Origin of the sequence: Streptomyces sp. NPDC028722 (genome assembly GCF_040637655.1) — a bacterium.
Classification (GTDB): Bacteria; Actinomycetota; Actinomycetes; order Streptomycetales; family Streptomycetaceae; genus Streptomyces.
Genome location: NZ_JBEZWU010000002.1, coordinates 359,184 through 376,073 on the forward strand (window position 1 = coordinate 359,184; position 16,890 = coordinate 376,073).

The 16,890-nt window shown below is 73.8% G+C and carries 15 protein-coding genes and 1 pseudogene; 10 read left to right on the forward strand and 6 right to left on the reverse strand.

The window, feature by feature from the left end; all coding sequences use genetic code 11:
* The first annotated feature begins 15 nt into the window (after window positions 1-15).
* Window positions 16-2,400, forward strand: a complete 2,385-nt coding sequence (locus AB0F03_RS04065) for a phosphoketolase family protein (protein WP_361986285.1) — start codon at window positions 16-18, stop codon at window positions 2,398-2,400.
* 167 nt (window positions 2,401-2,567) lie between these two features.
* Window positions 2,568-3,257, forward strand: a complete 690-nt coding sequence (locus tag AB0F03_RS04070; RefSeq protein ID WP_361986287.1) for a response regulator transcription factor — start codon at window positions 2,568-2,570, stop codon at window positions 3,255-3,257.
* A gap of 38 nt (window positions 3,258-3,295) precedes the next feature.
* On the opposite strand, the gene AB0F03_RS04075 is transcribed toward AB0F03_RS04070, so the two are convergent.
* Entirely contained in the window at window positions 3,296-3,709 is a 414-nt protein-coding gene (locus tag AB0F03_RS04075) for a pyridoxamine 5'-phosphate oxidase family protein (RefSeq protein WP_361986289.1), read from the reverse strand.
* A 211-nt stretch (window positions 3,710-3,920) separates the two neighbouring features.
* On the opposite strand from AB0F03_RS04075, the gene AB0F03_RS04080 reads away from it, so the two are divergent.
* Window positions 3,921-5,663 carry a GAF domain-containing sensor histidine kinase gene (locus AB0F03_RS04080; RefSeq protein WP_361986291.1) on the forward strand — a complete coding sequence of 581 codons (1,743 nt, stop codon included), beginning with the start codon at window positions 3,921-3,923 and terminating at the stop codon, window positions 5,661-5,663.
* 32 nt (window positions 5,664-5,695) lie between these two features.
* Here the strand turns inward: AB0F03_RS04080 and AB0F03_RS04085 are convergent, their stop codons facing one another.
* Window positions 5,696-7,648, reverse strand: a complete 1,953-nt coding sequence (locus AB0F03_RS04085) for a PAS domain S-box protein (protein ID WP_361986293.1) — start codon at window positions 7,646-7,648, stop codon at window positions 5,696-5,698.
* 271 nt (window positions 7,649-7,919) lie between these two features.
* On the opposite strand from AB0F03_RS04085, the gene AB0F03_RS04090 reads away from it, so the two are divergent.
* Complete coding sequence (locus tag AB0F03_RS04090) at window positions 7,920-8,822, forward strand: universal stress protein (RefSeq protein ID WP_361986295.1); 903 nt, start codon at window positions 7,920-7,922, stop codon at window positions 8,820-8,822.
* 89 nt (window positions 8,823-8,911) lie between these two features.
* On the opposite strand, the gene AB0F03_RS04095 is transcribed toward AB0F03_RS04090, so the two are convergent.
* On the reverse strand, window positions 8,912-9,370 hold the full coding sequence (locus tag AB0F03_RS04095) for a cyclic nucleotide-binding domain-containing protein (protein ID WP_361986296.1): 459 nt from the start codon (window positions 9,368-9,370) through the stop codon (window positions 8,912-8,914).
* Window positions 9,371-9,669: 299 nt separating this feature from the next.
* Between AB0F03_RS04095 and AB0F03_RS04100 the strand changes: the two genes are divergently transcribed.
* Together AB0F03_RS04100 and AB0F03_RS04105 are read left to right on the forward strand one after the other, a co-directional pair.
* The gene (locus AB0F03_RS04100; protein ID WP_361986297.1) at window positions 9,670-10,536 is read left to right on the forward strand and encodes a universal stress protein; all 867 of its coding nucleotides are present in this window, start codon (window positions 9,670-9,672) and stop codon (window positions 10,534-10,536) included.
* Between the two features lie 166 nt (window positions 10,537-10,702).
* On the forward strand, window positions 10,703-11,395 hold the full coding sequence (locus tag AB0F03_RS04105; RefSeq protein WP_361986299.1) for a pyridoxamine 5'-phosphate oxidase family protein: 693 nt from the start codon (window positions 10,703-10,705) through the stop codon (window positions 11,393-11,395).
* A gap of 160 nt (window positions 11,396-11,555) precedes the next feature.
* Here the strand turns inward: AB0F03_RS04105 and AB0F03_RS04110 are convergent.
* Window positions 11,556-11,726, reverse strand: a pseudogene (locus AB0F03_RS04110) (GNAT family N-acetyltransferase); the annotation flags it as partial.
* Window positions 11,727-12,013: 287 nt separating this feature from the next.
* Here AB0F03_RS04110 and AB0F03_RS04115 point away from each other — a divergent pair.
* Both AB0F03_RS04115 and AB0F03_RS04120 read left to right on the forward strand, forming a co-directional pair.
* Window positions 12,014-12,355: an STAS domain-containing protein gene (locus AB0F03_RS04115; protein ID WP_361986300.1), complete on the forward strand. Its 342-nt coding sequence runs from the start codon at window positions 12,014-12,016 to the stop codon at window positions 12,353-12,355.
* A gap of 339 nt (window positions 12,356-12,694) precedes the next feature.
* Window positions 12,695-13,933, forward strand: coding sequence for a PP2C family protein-serine/threonine phosphatase (locus AB0F03_RS04120; RefSeq protein ID WP_361986710.1), 1,239 nt, complete (start codon window positions 12,695-12,697; stop codon window positions 13,931-13,933).
* Between the two features lie 87 nt (window positions 13,934-14,020).
* Here AB0F03_RS04120 and AB0F03_RS04125 read toward each other — a convergent pair whose 3' ends face one another.
* A complete protein-coding gene (locus tag AB0F03_RS04125) occupies window positions 14,021-14,866 on the reverse strand; it encodes an RNA polymerase sigma factor SigF (RefSeq protein ID WP_361986302.1) in 846 nt (281 codons plus the stop codon).
* Window positions 14,867-15,123: 257 nt separating this feature from the next.
* Here AB0F03_RS04125 and AB0F03_RS04130 point away from each other — a divergent pair, with 257 nt between their 5' ends.
* Both AB0F03_RS04130 and AB0F03_RS04135 read left to right on the forward strand, forming a co-directional pair.
* Window positions 15,124-15,531 carry a YciI family protein gene (locus AB0F03_RS04130; protein ID WP_361986303.1) on the forward strand — a complete coding sequence of 136 codons (408 nt, stop codon included), beginning with the start codon at window positions 15,124-15,126 and terminating at the stop codon, window positions 15,529-15,531.
* An 8-nt stretch (window positions 15,532-15,539) separates the two neighbouring features.
* The gene (locus tag AB0F03_RS04135) at window positions 15,540-16,685 is read left to right on the forward strand and encodes a DUF6596 domain-containing protein (RefSeq protein WP_361986712.1); all 1,146 of its coding nucleotides are present in this window, start codon (window positions 15,540-15,542) and stop codon (window positions 16,683-16,685) included.
* Here the strand turns inward: AB0F03_RS04135 and AB0F03_RS04140 are convergent.
* Window positions 16,663-16,800: a hypothetical protein gene (locus tag AB0F03_RS04140; protein ID WP_361986305.1), complete on the reverse strand. Its 138-nt coding sequence runs from the start codon at window positions 16,798-16,800 to the stop codon at window positions 16,663-16,665. The genes AB0F03_RS04135 and AB0F03_RS04140 overlap by 23 nt on opposite strands.
* Window positions 16,801-16,890: the final 90 nt, after the last annotated feature.

Sequence of the window (16,890 nt, forward strand, 5' to 3'; positions counted from 1 at the left end):
CGGGGAAGGACCCAGATGTCCGTCGACACGCAGCAGGCGCCCGCCGAACTCACGGACGAGGAACTCGCCACCCTGGACGCTCACTGGCGCGCCGCGAACTACCTCACCGTGGGCCAGATCTACCTCCTGGCCAACCCACTGCTGACCGAACCCCTGCGTCCGGAACACGTCAAGCCCCGCCTGCTCGGCCACTGGGGCACCTCACCCGGCCTCAACCTGGTCCACACCCATCTCAACCGCGTCATCAGGGCCCGCGACCTGAACGCCCTCTGCGTCTGGGGGCCCGGCCACGGCGGCCCGGCCGTCCTGGCCAACTCCTGGCTGGAGGGCTCGTACACCGAGACCTACCCGGACATCACCCGGGACGCGGCCGGCATGGCCCGGCTGTTCCGGCAGTTCTCCTTCCCCGGCGGAGTGCCCAGCCACGTCGCCCCCGAGACCCCGGGCTCGATCCACGAGGGCGGGGAACTCGGCTACTCCCTCTCGCACGCCTACGGCGCCGCCCTCGACAACCCGGACCTGCTGGTCGGCTGTGTGATCGGCGACGGTGAGGCGGAGACCGGCCCGCTGGCCGCCTCCTGGCACTCCGACAAGTTCCTCGATCCGGTCCACGACGGCGCCGTGCTGCCGGTCCTGCACCTGAACGGCTACAAGATCGCCAACCCGACGGTGCTGTCGCGGCTGCCCGGATCCGAACTCGACGACCTCCTCAAGGGCTACGGCCACGACCCGATCCACGTCAGCGGCGACGACCCGGCGGCCGTCCACCGGGCGATGGCCGATGCCATGGACACCGCCGTCGACCGCATCGCCGCCCTCCAGCGCGCCGCCCGCGAGGAGGGCGTCACCGACCGTCCCCGCTGGCCGGTGATCGTGCTGCGCACCCCCAAGGGCTGGACCGGCCCCGCCGAGGTCGACGGACTGCCGGTCGAGGGCACCTGGCGCGCACACCAGGTGCCGCTCTCCGCCGTACGGGACGACCCCGAGCACCTGCGGCAGCTGGAGGAGTGGATGCGCTCCTACCGGCCCGGGGAACTGTTCGACGAGAACGGTGCTCCGCGCGCGGACGTGCTGGCGTGCGTCCCGCACGGAACCCGGCGCCTCGGCGCCACCCCGCACGCCAACGGCGGCCTCCTGCTGCGCGAACTGCCCCTCCCGCCACTGGAGAAGTACGCCGTCGAGGTCGACAAGCCCGGTGCGAGCATGCACGAGCCGACCCGCGTCCTCGGCGACATGCTCCAGGACGTCATGGCCGCCACCACCGACCGGCGCGACTTCCGCCTGGTCGGCCCCGACGAGACCGCCTCCAACCGGCTCCAGGCGGTCTACACGGCCAGCGGCAAGGCCTGGCAGGCCGAGACCCTGCCGGTGGACGAGAACCTCGACCCGCACGGCCGCGTGATGGAGATCCTCTCCGAACACACCTGCCAGGGCTGGCTGGAGGGCTATCTCCTCACCGGCCGGCACGGGCTGTTCTCCTGCTACGAGGCGTTCGCCCACATCGTCGACTCGATGGTGAACCAGCACATCAAGTGGCTGCGCACCACCCGCCGCCTGTCCTGGCGGGCCCCCATCGCCTCCCTCAACTACCTGCTCACCTCGCACGTGTGGCGGCAGGACCACAACGGCTTCTCCCACCAGGACCCCGGCTTCGTCGACCACGTCCTGAACAAGAGCCCGGAAGTGGTGCGGGTCTACCTGCCGCCGGACGCCAACACCCTGCTGTCGGTCGCCGACCACGCCCTGCGCAGCCGCGACTACGTCAACGTGATCGTCGCCGGCAAACAGCCCTGCTTCGACTGGCTGCCGATGGAGGAGGCGAAGGTCCACTGCGCCCGCGGCGCCGGCATCTGGCAGTGGGCCGGCACCGAGGACGGCACGCGCGAACCGGACGTGGTACTGGCCTGCGCGGGCGACGTACCCACCCAGGAGGTGCTGGCCGCCGCCCAGTTGCTGCGCCGCCACCTGCCCGAGGTGATGGTGCGGGTGGTGAACGTCGTCGACATCGCCCGGTTGCTGCCGGCCGGAGAACACCCGCACGGCATGGGGGACTTCGAGTACGACGGACTGTTCACCACCGACAAGCCGGTGATCTTCGCGTACCACGGCTACCCGTGGCTGATCCACCGCCTCGCCTACCGCCGCACCGGCCACCCGCACCTGCACGTGCGCGGCTACAAGGAGATCGGCACCACGACGACACCGTTCGACATGGTGGTCCGCAACGACCTCGACCGCTACCGCCTCGTCATGGACGTCATCGACCGCGTCCCCGGCCTGGCGGTGCGGGCCGCGACCCTGCGCCAGCGGATGGAGGACACCCGGCAACGGCACCATGTCCGGATCCGCGAGCACGGGACGGACCTGCCCGAGGTGGCCGACTGGTCCTGGGACGGCTGACCGGCCGGGCCGGGCGGGAGCGCCCCGCACCGGGCCACCTCGGGGGCCGGGGTTCCCGCGCCCCTGGCGGCCGGGTGAGCGAAGCAGGGCCGACCGGCCCTGGTCCCCGGACCCGGGGCAGGAGGAGGATCGGCGGGGAGATGCGCACACGTCACAAGGAGCGACCGATGGCGGAGCACGAGCCGGCCGGACCCGGCCACCCGATCCGGGTGTTCCTCCTCGACGACCACGAGGTGGTACGGCGCGGGGTGCACGACCTGCTGGACGACGAGGAGGACATCACGGTGGCCGGCGAGGCGGCCACCGCCGAGCAGGCCCTGGCCCGCGTCCCCGCCCTCCGCCCCGACGTGGCGGTCCTCGACGTCCGCCTCCCGGACGGCGACGGGATCACCGTGTGCCGGGAACTGCGCGCGCACCTGCCCGGCCTGGCCTGTCTGATGCTGACCTCGTTCGACGACGAGGAGGCCCTGCTCGACTCGATCATGGCGGGCGCGTCCGGGTACGTCCTCAAGCAGATCCGGGGCTCGGACCTGGTGTCGGCCGTGCGGACGGTGGCCCGCGGGCAGTCCCTGCTGGACCCGAGCGCCACCACCCGGCTCATGGCCAGGCTGCGGGGCGGACAGCAGGCGGCCGGGCCGGGGTCGCTGCCCGGACTCACCGAGCGGGAGCGGGAGATCCTGGCGCTCATCGGCGACGGCCTCACCAACCGGCAGATCGGCCAACGGCTGTACCTGGCCGAGAAGACCGTGAAGAACCACATCTCGCGTCTGCTCGCCAAGCTCGGGGTCGAACGCCGTGTCCAGGCCGCCGTCATCGCCACCCAGGCCCAGGACCGGCCGCGCCCCCGGGGACGCTGAGCGCCGCCTCCGCGGACCGCGCCGCGCCCCCCGTCCGCTCACCCGCGGCCCGGCAGCCGGCGCCCCGTGACCATCTCGGAGGCGATCCGTACGAACACCCGGTCCCGGACGGGCGTCCAGGAGTCGGGGCCGCACCGCGAGAGACGTTCGTGCTCGGCGGGGTCCGTCACCAGTGTGGCCCGGCCGGTGACGACCACACTCCAGCCGGAGTGGGTCACCGCGTCGAACTCGTCCGCCTCGAAAGCGACCACGGCGCCGTCCACCGCGCGGACCAGGTCCGAGCCCGCCGAGGTCCCCAGCACCACCGAGGCGTCCCCGTCGAGGCGGAAATCGACCGGCAGTACGGCCGGGAGCGCCTGCTCGGTGTACACGACACGGCCGACGGGGACCTTGCCCAGCAGAAACAGGCAGGCCTGCCTGCCGAGTGCGGGGAAGTCGCCGTGGTGAAGCACGGGACCATCGTCTGCGCGGGGCCCCCGGAAGGGGTAGGGCCGACCGGCCCTTCCGCCGTCCCGAAGCGGGCCGGGGCGGCGGAGGACACCGGGTCCCGTCGCCGTGCCGTCGTCCGCCGTGATCCCGTATCGTCCCCTTCGCGGGGCCGGGCTACCGTGACAAGGGGCGGGGTGGCCGAACGCGGGGCACGGGGGGCTGGGAGGAACGGCAGTGGGAAGCTCCGAGGAGGTGCGCGCGGCAGGCGTGCGGCTGCCGCAGCTCGGGCTGGACGAGCTGCTGGCCGAGTTGCAGGCCCGCCTGGACGCGGCCCGCGGCACCCAGGACCGGGTGCACAGCCTGCTGGAGGCCGTGCTCTCCGTCGGCCGCGAACTGGACCTGGAGCAGGCGCTGCGCGGCATCGTGGAGGCGGCGGCGGCTCTGGTCGACGCCGAGTACGCGGCGCTCGGCGTGATCGGCTCGGACGGCAGACGGCTGTCTGCGTTCATCACGGCCGGGGTCGGCGCGCAGGAGATCGCCCGCATCGGCCCCTACCCGCAGGGCCACGGCATCCTCGGCGAGCTCATCCGCCACCCCGAGCCGCTGCGGCTGTCGAAGCTCTCCGAGCACGCGGCGTCGTACGGCTTCCCGCCCGGCCATCCGCCGATGAACAGCTTCCTCGGCGTCCCGATCCGCGTGCGGGACCAGGTCTTCGGCAACCTCTACCTGACCGAGAAGCGCGGCGGACGGCAGTTCGACGAGGACGACGAGTCGCTGCTGTCCACGCTGGCCGTGGCGGCGGGTGTGGCGATCGACAACGCCCGCCTGTACGAGGAGTCCAGGCTGCGGGAGCGCTGGCTGGCGGCGAGCGCGGAGATCACCAGCAGTCTGATGTCCGGCGCGGACCAGCACGAGGTGCTGGGGCTGATCGCCGAGCGGGCGCGGGACATCACCGGCGCGGCCCTCGCCACGCTGGCCATCCCCGTGCCCGGCACCGGCACCCTCGCGGTGGAGCTGGCCATCGGCCGGGAGGCGCAGGCGCACCGTGGCCTCCTGCTCCCCGTGGAGGGCACCCTGACCGGGGCGGCCTTCGCCCTCGGCGCGTCCGTGAGCAGCCCGGACATCGCGCACGACGAGCGGATCAGCGCGGGCCCGCCGCGCTTCGCCGGTCTGGGCCCGGCCGTCGCCGTCCCGATCGGCCGTGAGGACCGCGTGCGCGGGGTCGTCCTCCTGGCCCGCCAGGCGGGTGGCGGCGAGTTCTCCGACAAGGAGACCGTGCCGCTGAAGGGATTCGCCGCGCAGGCCGCCGTCGCCATGGAACTCGCCGAACGCCGCCGGGACGCCGAACAGATCGCGCTGCTGGAGGACCGCGACCGGATCGCCCGGGACCTGCACGACCTGGCCATCCAGCGGCTGTTCGCCACCGGCATGACGCTCCAGAGCGCGGGCCGGTTCATCGAGCACACCCAGGCCTCGGAGCGGGTGCTGCGGGCCGTGGACGACCTCGACGAGACCATCAAGATCATCAGGTCGACGATCTTCGGTCTGCGCACTCATGACGCCGACGAGGCCTCCGGGCTGCGCGCCCGTGCGGTACGGGTGGCCGGTGAGGCGGCACCGGTGCTGGGCTTCGCGCCCAGTGTCCGGACGGAGGGGCTGCTCGACACCCGTGTACCGCCCGAGGTCGCCGACCATGTGGTGGCCGTCCTGTCCGAGTCCCTCACCAACATCGCCCGCCACGCGCACGCCGACCGCGCGGACGTGGCGCTGGAGACCGACGGCAACGAGGTACGGCTCACCGTCACCGACAACGGTGTCGGCGTCCCGGCCGGGGGCCGCCGCAGCGGTCTGCGCAACATGACGGAGCGGGCCCATGGCCTCGGCGGGGACCTGGAACTCGTCCGCCCGCGGGACGGCGGCACCCGGCTGGTGTGGCACGCGCCCCTGACACGGACGCCGCCGGCCTCACGCGGCTAGCCGGCGGTGTCCGGCGTACGGCCGGGCCCGGCTCAGAGCTTCAACGTGAACCAGGTCGTCTTGCCCTCGTCGGTCGGCCGCACCCCCCAGCTGTGGGCGAGCGTGCGGACCAGCAGCAGACCCCGGCCGGACTGCTCGTCCTCGGCCGCGTGGCGGGGCTGGGGCAGATGCGGGCTGTGGTCGCTGACCTCCACGGTGAGGTCGGTGGAGGTGCGGCACAGACGGAGCCCGAGCGGGCCCGCGGCGTGCTGCACGGCGTTGGTGAGGGTCTCGGAGAGCAGCAGGAGGGCGTCGTCGGCCGGTGCCGCGCACTCCCACGAGGCCAGCGTCCGCCGGAGGAAGGCGCGGCCCTCGGGGACGGAGGACGCGGTGGCGGGCAGCTCGGCGGTCACGGCGGCCAGGGGGGCCGCCGGGAGCTGGGCCAGCAGGAGCGTCACGTCGTCGTTGTGGCCGTCCGCGTCGGGCAGCAGCGTGGCCAGCACGTGGTCGGCGGCGGCCTCCAGCCCGTCCGCCCGGAGGAAGAAGGTGTCGAGGACGGCGGTGAGTTCGGCGAGGCGCGCTTCGATGTCACTGTCGGGCGTCTCGATCAGGCCGTCGGTGTACAGCACGAGCGTGGCGCCGGGTGTCATGTCGGTGCGGGACTGTTCGTAGAGGACGTCGCCGACGCCGAGCGGGGCGTTGACCGGGGCGGGAAGCGCGCGGACGCCGTCCCGGGGGCCGACGACGAGGGTCGGCAGATGCCCGGCGGAACAGACCGTGACGGTACCGGCGTCCGGGGCGATGATCAGATAGCAGCAGGTGACCAGTTGGTCCGGCACGTCCAGGTCGGTGACGACCGTGTCGAGGGCCTGCATCAGCTGGCGGGGCTGCATGCCCGTCTTGGCGAGCGCGTGCGCGGCCGAGCGCAGCTGGCCCATCACGGCGGCCGCCTCCAGCCCGCGGCCCATCACGTCGCCGATGAGGACCCCGACCCGCCCCGCGCCCAGCGGTATGAGGTCGAACCAGTCACCGCCGACGCCGGCGCCCTGCGTCGCCGGCCGGTAGCGGCTGGCGGTGGCCAGGCCGGGGATGGCGGGCGGCGTCCCCATGAGACTGCGCTGCAAGGTGAGCGCGATGTGCCGCTGCTGCTCCAGCAGGGCCGTGAGTTCGGCCTCCGCGCGCTTGCGGTCGCTGATGTCCCGCACGATGGCACAGGCGCTGACGACCTTCCCGCAGCTGTCCCGGGTCGGCCACAGGGTGACGTCCACGTCCAGCAGCGCCCCGTCCCTGGTGACCCGCAGGGCCTCGAAGTGCTCGACCTTCTCGCCCTCGCGCAGCCGTTCCAGCAGGGCCCGGATGTCGTCCTGCATCTCGGCCGGGGCGAGCAGCGAGACGTGCCGGCCGATCGCCTCCTGGGCGGTGTAGCCGTACAGCCGTGCCGCGGCGGCGTTCCAGTAGGTGATGTAGCCGTCGAGGGTCTTGGCGAGGATCGCGTCCTGGGAGGACTCGACGAGCGCGGCGAGTTCGTTGATGCGGGCCTCGGCCGCCTTGCGGTCGCTGACGTCGCGCACGGCGGCCGACACCAGCAGTCCGTCCGCCGTCTCCATCGGGCTGAGGCTGATCTCCACGGGGAACTCGCTGCCGTCCTTGCGCAGTCCGTGCAGTTCCAGCCCGGCCCCCATGGGGCGCACCTGGCGGTTGGCGGCGTAACCGTCGCGGTGACGGGTGTGATGGCCCCGGAAGCGGTGCGGGACCAGCAACTCCACGGGCCGGCCGAGCAGTTCCTCGCGCCGGTAGCCGAACAGGGCCTCCGTCTGCGCGTTGACCAGCCTGATGGTGCCGGTGTCGTCGACGATGACCATGGCGTCCGGCGCCGCCTCCAGCAGCCCGCGGAACCGTTCCTCGGCCGCCGACGGACCGCCCTGCCGCACGTCGGTGCCGCACCGGCAGGGCCCGGGGACCAGAGGTGCCGCGGAGTGCGCCGGCCCGTACACGAAAGCGTTCATATGTACCCGCCAGTTCGGTCGTGATGCTGCGGCCATCCCAGCGCATGCGGGACGCGACGGCCGTGACTTGTCGCGTCCTGCCCGGACGGTGCGCGGAACGCTTCGGGACGTGACGAAGATGTCCGTTGTCCGTCCCTGACTGATCACAGTCGGTCACGTGGTGGCCGTGCTGTAGGGCCGGTCGGCCCCGCACAGGGACCTGCGGGCCCTGCCCCCCCGCCCCCGCGGGCCGCGAGGCTGAAGGGGATCCCGACATCAGGAGGTGGACACCATGTCCCGCACCGTCACCGTGGGCCTCGACGGTTCGCAGGAGAGCCGGACCGCCGCCGAGTGGGCGGCCCGCGAAGCGCGGCTGCGCGGGCTGCCGCTGAGGCTGGTGCACGTGTGGGAGCCGGCGGCCCCCATGGCGCAGGCGCCGCTGCTGGGCGGGGAGACGCAGCAGCGGTGGACCGAGCGCATCACGGAGGAGACGGCCGAGGGGCTGCGGCTGCGGCACCCCGCGGTGGAGGTCGTCGCCGAGCAGCGCGTCGGCAGCCCCGGCGAGGTACTCACGGCGATGGCCGGCGAGGCCGAACCGATGGTGCTCGGTTCCCGGGGCCTCGGCGGTGTCGGGGGCTTCCTGGTGGGCTCCGTCGGCCTGACGGTCGTCGCACACGCCCGGCGCCCCGTGGTGCTCGTACGGGCCGGGGGACAGGCCGCCGACGAACACGAGCAGGATCCCGCCGGCGTACCGTCCGCCGCGACGCCCTACCGGCCGGTCGTGCTCGGCGTGGACATCACCGCCCCGGACGACACGGTTCTCGCGTTCGCCTTCGAGGAGGCCGCCCGGCGCGGGACGGCCGTGCGGGCCGTGCACGCCTGGGCCATCCCGCCGTACTACGTCTACGGGCTCGCCGTCGACCCCGCGTTCGACCGGGAGGCCGCACAGCAGGAGAGGGCCGCGCTGTCCGAGGCGCTGCGGCCTTGGCGGGAGAAGTACCCCTCCGTGGCGGTCGTCGAGGACTGCGGGGCCGGAAGCGCGGCCGTGCGTCTGGTCGACGCCTCGCACGAGGCGTCCCTGGTCGTCGTGGGCCGCCGCACGCGCCCGGCCCGGCTCGGCCCGCGCGTCGGCCCGGTCACCCACGCCGTCCTCCACCACGCCACCGCACCGGTCGCCGTCGTCCCGCACGGGTGACCGCAGGGCTGGACACCCGCGGGGAGCCGCCCCATCGGCCGGCGGGGCCGCTCCCCGCGGAGCCTGACAGGGCCGGGGGGAACCGTCGGTCACGAGCGGTTGCCGCTGCCGTACGGGGCGTAGAGGTCCAGGAGACGGATGCGGGCGGCCTGGAGGCGCTGGGCCACCACACGGCCGACCCAGACGGCGACCGCGCGGCCGATCTCGGCGTCACGCGCGCACAGGTCCCGCACGGCCGGCGCGTCGAACTCGTAGGCGCGTACCGGGCTGGTGGTCTCGGCGCCCAGCTGCCAGGTGTACGGAGCGAAGTGCCAGGACCAGCCGACGAGTTCGCCGTGGCCGAGGGTCTCGATCACGGCGGCGCGGCGGCCGGGCACGTGCAGGTCCAGGGCGACGGTTCCGGTGCGGATGATCCAGAACCGGTCGGCCCGCCGCCCTTCCTCGAACAGGCGCGTACTCAGGGGAAAGGACACCTCGCGGGCGAGGTTCATCAGCCGCTCCCGGTGGCCCACCGGGAGGGCCGCCGCCAGGGTGGTGGTCGAGGTCATGACTCCGGCTCCTTTCGTTCCCGCCGCCGCTGCCGGCCGGCGGGGCGCAGTGAGGCTGCCGCCTTCCAGCTTCCGCGCGGCCGGTGCCGGACACCACGGGCCGCCCGGCCCTCACGCAGGGCCGACCGGCCCTGCATGGGGGCCGTACCGGCGCGGTGTGCCCGCTGAGCCGGCCCGCCCGCTCCGGGCCGAAGGTCCCCGTGCGCGGGTCGGACCGGCCCTTCGCGGCGGCCCGCGGCGCGTGTCACGGTGGGAGGGCAGGACCCGGCATGCCGGCCCGGCGGAAGGCGGTGAACCCGATGACGGAACTGCCCCTCGTCGTGGGCGTGGACGGATCGGCGTCCAGCCTGACGGCGGTGGACTGGGCGGTGGACGAGGCCGCCCGCCACGGCCTGGAGCTGCGGCTGGTGCACGCCTCCGTCTGGGAGCGCTACGAAGGTGCCCTGCCGCCGGACGGTCCCGACCGCCCGTCGGAGCAGATGATGGCCGAGCACATCGTCGCCTCCGCGGCGGAGCGGGCCCGGCTGCGCGACCCGGACGTCAGGACCGCCACCGCCATCCTCCCCGAGGAACCGGTGGACGCCCTGCTGCGCGAAGGCGACGACGCCTTCGCGCTGGTGACCGGAGCACGCGGCCGGGGCGGGATCAAGGGGCTCCTCCTCGGTTCGGTCGGTCTGGCCGTGGCCGCCCGCGCCCACTGCCCGGTCGTCGTCGTCCGCGGGGACCGGGCCGGCCTGGCCGGCACCCACGAGCGTGTTCTGCTGGGCGCGGGAGAACCGGACGCCGGCGGCGATGCGGCGCGCTTCGCCGTCCAGGAGGCGCAGGCGCGCGGCTGCGTCCTCGACGCCGTACGGGCCTGGCGCTGTCCCGCCGGACCCGACCGGGTCACCGGGGATCTCGCGCACCGGCACGCCGAGGAGGCTGCGCTCCTGCTCGACGCTGTGCTGCGGGACGCGACCGCCGGCCGGCCGGGGGTCCGCGTGCACCGCTCCACGCTCGAGGGTGCGGCCCGGAAGGTGCTCGTGGACCGTTCGGCCGCCGCCGATCTCGTCGTCGTCGGTGCCCGCCGGCGCGAGGACCACCGCCGGCTCCGGCTCGGCCGGGTGGCGCACACCCTGCTGCACCGTGCCCGGTGCCCGGTGGCGGTCGTACCGCGGCGGGGGTGACCCGCCCGTGGCGGCTGGGGCGGCACATGGTCCGCGGGGACGGGAGCGGTTGACCGAGCCGGGTCCGCCGGGATCGGTCATGGTGGACAGGCGGGGTGACAGCGGAAGCGGGCGAGCGGCCGAGGGACACCGGAAGGTGGATCGGCGGACCGGGGAGTGAAGGACGATGGCCGAACAGGGAGCACCGGAACAGACGCCGTCGACGGCGGCGGGCGGCACCCCGCAGGGCGACCTGGGGCGCCGCATCGAGCAGCGGCGGACAGAGCTGGGCCTCACCCTGGAGGAGCTGGCCCTGCGGGCGGCCATGGCCCCGAGCTACCTCGCGCACCTGGAGAGGCACAGCACCGCGGCGCCGGAGGCCGGCACCCTGCTCCGGCTGGCCGGGGCGCTCGGCACCAGCCCCACGGAACTCGGCGGCGGCCACGCCGACCTGCCGGCGGGCATCGGCCATGCCGCCCGGGCCCCCCGGCTGAGCGAACTGGACGAGCAGGAGTGCCGTCGGCTGCTGTCGACGCACGGCGTGGGAAGGATCGCCGTCTCCACCGAGGCCGCCCCGCTCATCGTCCCCGTCAACTACAGCATCGTCGACGACGCCGTCGTCCTCCGGACCCAGCCGGGGACGGTCTCCCTCCAGGCACTCGGCCGTGAGGTGGCCTTCGAGGTCGACCGCGTGGACGACGCGCTCAGTCAGGGCTGGAGCGTCGTGGTACGGGGACCCGCGGAGGCGGTGACCGACCCCGACGCCGTACGACGCCTCTCCGAACGCGCCTACACCACGCCCTGGGTCGGCGGGGAGCGTGATACGTGGGTCCGCATCGGGATCACCGCTCTGACCGGCCGCCGTATCGACGCGCAGTGAGCCCGTCCGGCGCCTCGCCCCGGGCCCGGGGCGACACGCTCCTCGAAGACTGCGCGTCCCCGGCCCGGCAACGGTCACGACACGCCTGCCGCCCCACCCTCCGGGGTGGACGGACGCGGGATCAGTGGTGCCCTGCCGCCGAGGCCGGGGCGCGAACGCGCCCCCCGATCACCCAGGTGTGCGCGGGCGTGAACCCGTCGCAGCCGCTGCCGGACCCCTGCCCGTCGTACCGCCCGAGCCGCTCCGGATCCGCCCGCGGCACCACGGCCCGCAACTTCGCCACGGCCTCGACGTGCGCCGCCGAAGCCGGCCGCGTCCGCCACTCCGCCATGATCGTCAGATTAGTGGGCCGGTTCCCCCGCCCCCGGGTGATTCTTGTCGCGGCCGGGCCCGCGGGCACCGGGCGGGCTGGTCACATCGGGGGAGCGTGTGCAACGCTGCGAGGAGCCAGCCTGGTCTGGTGAGAGACCCCGCGCTGTCTCCAGGCCATCCGGCCCGGTGGCCGGAGAACGGTACGGGTGGTCTTGCTCGGCTGTGCGTGGCCCGACGCCGCGCGCTTGACGGCCCGCCCTCGGGCGGCAGCCGTGAGAGGCTCGATCCCGGAACTGGGGACGATCCATGCCCGAATTCACCGTGACAGTCACCCACCATCCCGAAGAAACCGTCATCGCCGTGACCGGCGAGATGGACATGAGCACCTGCCCGCAGGTGGAGGAAGCCGCCACGGCCCTGCCCGCCGGCAACACGTCGCTGCGCCTGGACCTGTCCGGCATATCGTTCATGGACTCCATGGGACTCAACCTGCTGCTGACCCTGCGGCGCAGACTCCGGACCGGCGGTGGCCGTCTGGTCCTGGCCGGTGTCCAGGAGCAGCCCTGCGGCCTGCTGCGTCTTACCGGGGCGTACCCGCTCTTCGACATCACCGAGGCGGCCGACAGCCTCGCCGGCTCCGGGCGCTGACCGCACGGCGCCCCATGGCCCGGCGACGCGTCATCGGACTCCGCCACCCGTACGGACTCCGTCACCCGTACGAGGCCCCGCATCGCCGCACCGGCCCGCTGCCCGTCTCCGCGCCGCCGTAGGGCGGCCCGCACGTCTGTGCCCAGCCGGCCGTGCGCCACCGGAACGCAACCGTGCCCATCCCGGTCCCTCCCCACCGCCCGCTCCCGCAACCGGCATGTTGCCACCGCAAGCCGGGGGTACTGGAGATGGCGACGAAAGCGGAAGCGGCGGGCACCCGCCGCCCGCCGTACGGAAATGGGGACCGTCGTGCCGGGTCGTGACGAGGCGGTGCAGGGCATGCTGGCGGGCCTGCTGGCCGAGAGCCACCTGATGCCGTTCGAACTCCTGCCCTCCCGCGTGGCCGACCACGCCGCCAGGGCCGGGTTCGGCGACGTACGGATCTACCTCGGCGACCTCCAGCGCGACGTCCTGCGCCTGCTCACCGGCGACGGACGGGACGCCGCACAGGGCGCGCCCGAGGACGCCCGCGAGCTGACCGTGGAGGGCACCGTCGCCGGCCGCGCCTACATGCACGGGGAGATCATGACCGCCGGCGGCGCCCGGCCCGGCTCGTACGGATGGTGGGTGCCGCTGCTGGACGGCACCGAGCGGCTCGGCGTGCTGCACCTGACCTCCGCGACGGACGACGCGCGGGTACGACGCGACATGTACGCCCTGGCGTCCCTCGTGGCGATGCTCGTCGTTGGCCACCGGGACGTCAGTGACTCGTACGCCCGGCTGGCCCGCGTCAAGCCGATGAACGTCGCCGCGGAGATGCAGTGGACGCTGATGCCGCCGCGCACCTACGCCGACGGCCGGGTCGTCGTCAGCGCCGTCATGGAACCCGCGTACGAGGTCAGCGGCGACGCCTACGACTACGCCACCGCCGACGATGTCGTCCACCTGTCGATGTTCGACGCCATGGGGCATGACACCGCGGCCGGCCTCACCGCCAACCTGGCCGTGGGCGCCTGCCGCAACCGGCGCCGGCAGGGCACGCGCCTGCCCGACCTGGGCAACAGCATCGAACGGGTGCTCCTGGAACAGTTCGGGTCCAGCCGGTACGTGACCGGCGTCCTCGCCGACCTGAACACCGCCACCGGCATGCTGACCTGGACCAACCACGGTCACCAGCCACCGATCCTCATCCGCGACGGCCGCTGGAGCACCCTCCTGAGGTGCCCGCCCACCCATCCCATGGGCACCAACCTGCACCTGCCCACCATCGTCTGCCACGAGCAGCTCCAGCCCGGCGACCGGCTCGTCCTCTACACCGACGGCATCACCGAGGCACGCACCGCCGACGGCCGGGAGTTCGGCCTCAGCCGGTTCACCGACTTCCTCATCCGCCATCACGCCGACCACCTGCCCGTCCCGGAGACCCTGCGCCGGCTCATGCGCGCCGTCCTGAGGCATCACGACGACCACCTGCGCGACGACGCCAGCATCCTGGTGTGCGAATGGCTCGGCCCCGGTTCCCACCCGCCCCGCGCCGCACCCCTCGCCGGCATCCCCGGCCCCTGCGGTCAGGACTGAGGAGCGGCGGCCGTACCGGCGTGGCACACACGGCGAAGCCCGCCGCGGGGACGGCGGGCTTCGCACGGGGGGAGCGGACGGAAGTCGTCAGTCGTTGGTGAGCATGCCCTCACGCAGGCGGGCGAGGGTGCGGGACAGCAGCCGGGAGACGTGCATCTGGGACACGCCCAGGCGCTCGCCGATCTGGGCCTGGGTGAGTTCCTCCACGAACCGCATGTGGATGATCTGCCGGTCGCGCTCGTCCAATTCGGCGATCAGCGGGGCCAGCGCGTGGAAGTCCTCCACCAGCTCCAGGGCCGCGTCCTCGGTGCCGATGAAGTCCTGGAGGGCGGTCTCACCGTCCTCGCTGGTGCCCAGCGCGGCGTCCAGGGAGGAGGAGTTGTAGCCGTTGGCGGCGAGGCGGGCCTCGCGCACCTCGTCCTCGGGCAGGCTCAGCAGCTCCGACAGTTCCCCGACCGTCGGGGTGCGGCCCAGCCGGCTGCGGAGTTCCTCCGTGGCGCGGGCCAGCTGGACCCGGGCCTCCTGGAGGCGCCTCGGCACGTGCACGGCCCACGTGGTGTCACGGAAGAACCGCTTGATCTCACCCACGATGTAGGGGATGGCGAACGAGGTGAACTCCGCCTCCCGCGACAGCTCGAACCGGTCGATCGCCTTGATCAGTCCGATCATGCCGACCTGGACGATGTCCTCCATCTCCTCCGGCCCACGGCTGCGGAACCGGCCGGCCGCGAAGCGGACCAGGGACATGTTCATCTCGATCAGCGTGTTGCGGGCGTAGCTGTACGCGGGGGTGCCCTCTTCCAGCACCGCCAACTGCTCGAAGAACAGCCGCGACAGCTCGCGGGCGTCCTTCGGCGCCACCTTGGAGGGGTCGGCGACCTCCGGCACCCCGGCCGTCCGTAGGTCCGTCGCCGTCACGCTCATGAGCGCCATACTGTTCCCCTCCCACAATCGGATCCCTCGCTGCCGCCCGCCTTGGAACGGCCGTCGGCGCAGCGCTTACCCCCTCATCCTGCACCCATGCACGCTGTCCGCACCAATTTCCGATACCGGGGTCCGTGAGGAGGACCGCGCCCGGCTCCGGAGCCCGGAAAGATTTCTTCGCGAGCGATGTCGAGAACCCCCGACCGGCTCCGTCCCCGGGGTGAACGTGACCAGAATGGGTCGCGTCGGCACCGAGGAGAGACACGATGGCCAAGTACCTGCTGCTCAAGCACTACCGCGGCGCTCCCGCTCCGGTGAACAACGTCCCCATGCACCGGTGGACGCCCGAGGAGGTCACGGCGCACATCCGCTACATGCAGGACTTCGCGGCCCGGCTGGAGGGGACCGGCGAATTCGTCGACGCCCAGGCGCTCGCCCCCGAGGGGACCTTCGTCCGCTACGACGGTGAGGGGCGCCCGCCGGTCACCGACGGGCCGTTCGCCGAGACCAAGGACCTGATCGCCGGCTGGATGATGATCGACGTCGACAGCCACGAGCGCGCCGTCGAGCTGGCGGGGGAGCTGTCGGCCGCCCCCGGGGCGGACGGGAAGCCGATCCACGAGTGGATCGAGCTGCGCCCGTTCCTGGCCGCGCCGCCCACCATCACGGAGTGACCTCTCCGATGAACGAGGCCCTGCTCCGGAGCCTCACGCCGAGCGTGCTCACCGTCCTCGTCCGCCGCGGAGCCGACTTCGCGGCGGCCGAGGACGCCGTGCAGGACGCGCTGGTCGAGGCGGTCCGCGTCTGGCCGGCCGACCCGCCGCGGGATGCGAAGGGCTGGCTGATCACCGTGGCCTGGCGCCGGTTCCTCGACGCGACCCGGGCGGACGCCGCCCGCCGCAGGCGGGAGGACCGCGTCGACGAGGAGCCGGCGCCCGGGTCCGCGCCCGCGGCGGACGACACCCTCCAGCTCTACTTCCTGTGCGCCCATCCGTCGCTGACGCCGGCGTCCGCGGTCGCGCTCACGCTGCGCGCGGTCGGCGGGCTGACCACCCGCCAGATCGCCGACGCCTACCTGGTGCCCGAGGCGACCATGGGGCAGCGGATCAGCCGGGCCAAGCGCACCGTCTCCGGCGTGCGGTTCGACCGGCCCGGTGACGTCGCCACCGTGCTGCGCGTCCTCTACCTGGTCTTCAACGAGGGCTACTCCGGTGACGTCGACCTCTCCGCCGAGGCCATCCGGCTCACCCGGCAGCTCGCGGCCGCGATCGACCACCCCGAGGTAGCGGGGCTGCTCGCCCTCATGCTGCTCCACCACGCCCGCCGCGCCACCCGGACCACGCCCGACGGCAGCCTGGTGCCGCTCGCCGAGCAGGACCGCGGCCGGTGGGACACCGCGTCGATCGCCGAGGGCGTCGCCGTCCTCCAGGCGGCCCTCGCCCGCGACCGGCTGGGCGAGTTCCAGGCCCAGGCCGCCGTCGCGGCACTCCACGCCGACGCGCCCACCGCCGGGGAGACCGACTGGGTGCAGATCGTGGAGTGGTACGACGAGCTGACGCGCCTGACCGACAGCCCGGTCGTCCGGCTCAACCGCGCGGTGGCCGTCGGCGAGGCGGACGGACCGCGCGCCGGCCTGGCGGCGCTCGCGGCGCTCGACGACTCGCTGCCCCGCCACACCGCGGTGGCGGCCTACCTCCACGAGCGCGACGGCGACCTGACGACGGCGGCCCGCCTGTACGCGGAGGCGGCCCGCCGGGCACCCAACCTCGCCGAGCGCGATCACCTCACCCGCCAGGCCGCCCGGCTCAACGCCCGCCGGCCCCGCTGACGCGACCCGCCCGGCAGGTGATGCCGGCGGTGCCGAACCGGTTGGTCGCGTCGGAGTGACTGATCTTCGCCACGGCGGCCGTCGTGACGGTCCGCTCGGCGTCGCCGGTCCTCATGTGCGCGACATCCTCACGAGGCCGGGTCCGGAACGGGACGTGGAGGGCCGCCGGCGGGTGCCGGCCGTGCTCAGGCACCCGAAGGCGTGA

Bases quoted from the DNA above. Each gene is read 5' to 3' on its own strand.
- AB0F03_RS04120 (WP_361986710.1), top strand. From the start codon at position 12,695: ATGCTGGCGGGCCTGCTGGCCGAGAGCCACCTGATGCCGTTCGAACTC.
- AB0F03_RS04115 (WP_361986300.1), top strand. From the start codon at position 12,014: ATGCCCGAATTCACCGTGACAGTCACCCACCATCCCGAAGAAACCGTC.
- AB0F03_RS04105 (WP_361986299.1), top strand. From the start codon at position 10,703: ATGGCCGAACAGGGAGCACCGGAACAGACGCCGTCGACGGCGGCGGGC.
- AB0F03_RS04100 (WP_361986297.1), top strand. From the start codon at position 9,670: ATGACGGAACTGCCCCTCGTCGTGGGCGTGGACGGATCGGCGTCCAGC.
- AB0F03_RS04070 (WP_361986287.1), top strand. From the start codon at position 2,568: ATGGCGGAGCACGAGCCGGCCGGACCCGGCCACCCGATCCGGGTGTTC.
- AB0F03_RS04090 (WP_361986295.1), top strand. From the start codon at position 7,920: ATGTCCCGCACCGTCACCGTGGGCCTCGACGGTTCGCAGGAGAGCCGG.
- AB0F03_RS04125 (WP_361986302.1), bottom strand. From the start codon at position 14,866: ATGGCGCTCATGAGCGTGACGGCGACGGACCTACGGACGGCCGGGGTG.
- AB0F03_RS04065 (WP_361986285.1), top strand. From the start codon at position 16: ATGTCCGTCGACACGCAGCAGGCGCCCGCCGAACTCACGGACGAGGAA.
- AB0F03_RS04085 (WP_361986293.1), bottom strand. From the start codon at position 7,648: ATGAACGCTTTCGTGTACGGGCCGGCGCACTCCGCGGCACCTCTGGTC.
- AB0F03_RS04135 (WP_361986712.1), top strand. From the start codon at position 15,540: ATGAACGAGGCCCTGCTCCGGAGCCTCACGCCGAGCGTGCTCACCGTC.
- AB0F03_RS04095 (WP_361986296.1), bottom strand. From the start codon at position 9,370: ATGACCTCGACCACCACCCTGGCGGCGGCCCTCCCGGTGGGCCACCGG.
- AB0F03_RS04140 (WP_361986305.1), bottom strand. From the start codon at position 16,800: ATGAGGACCGGCGACGCCGAGCGGACCGTCACGACGGCCGCCGTGGCG.
- AB0F03_RS04130 (WP_361986303.1), top strand. From the start codon at position 15,124: ATGGCCAAGTACCTGCTGCTCAAGCACTACCGCGGCGCTCCCGCTCCG.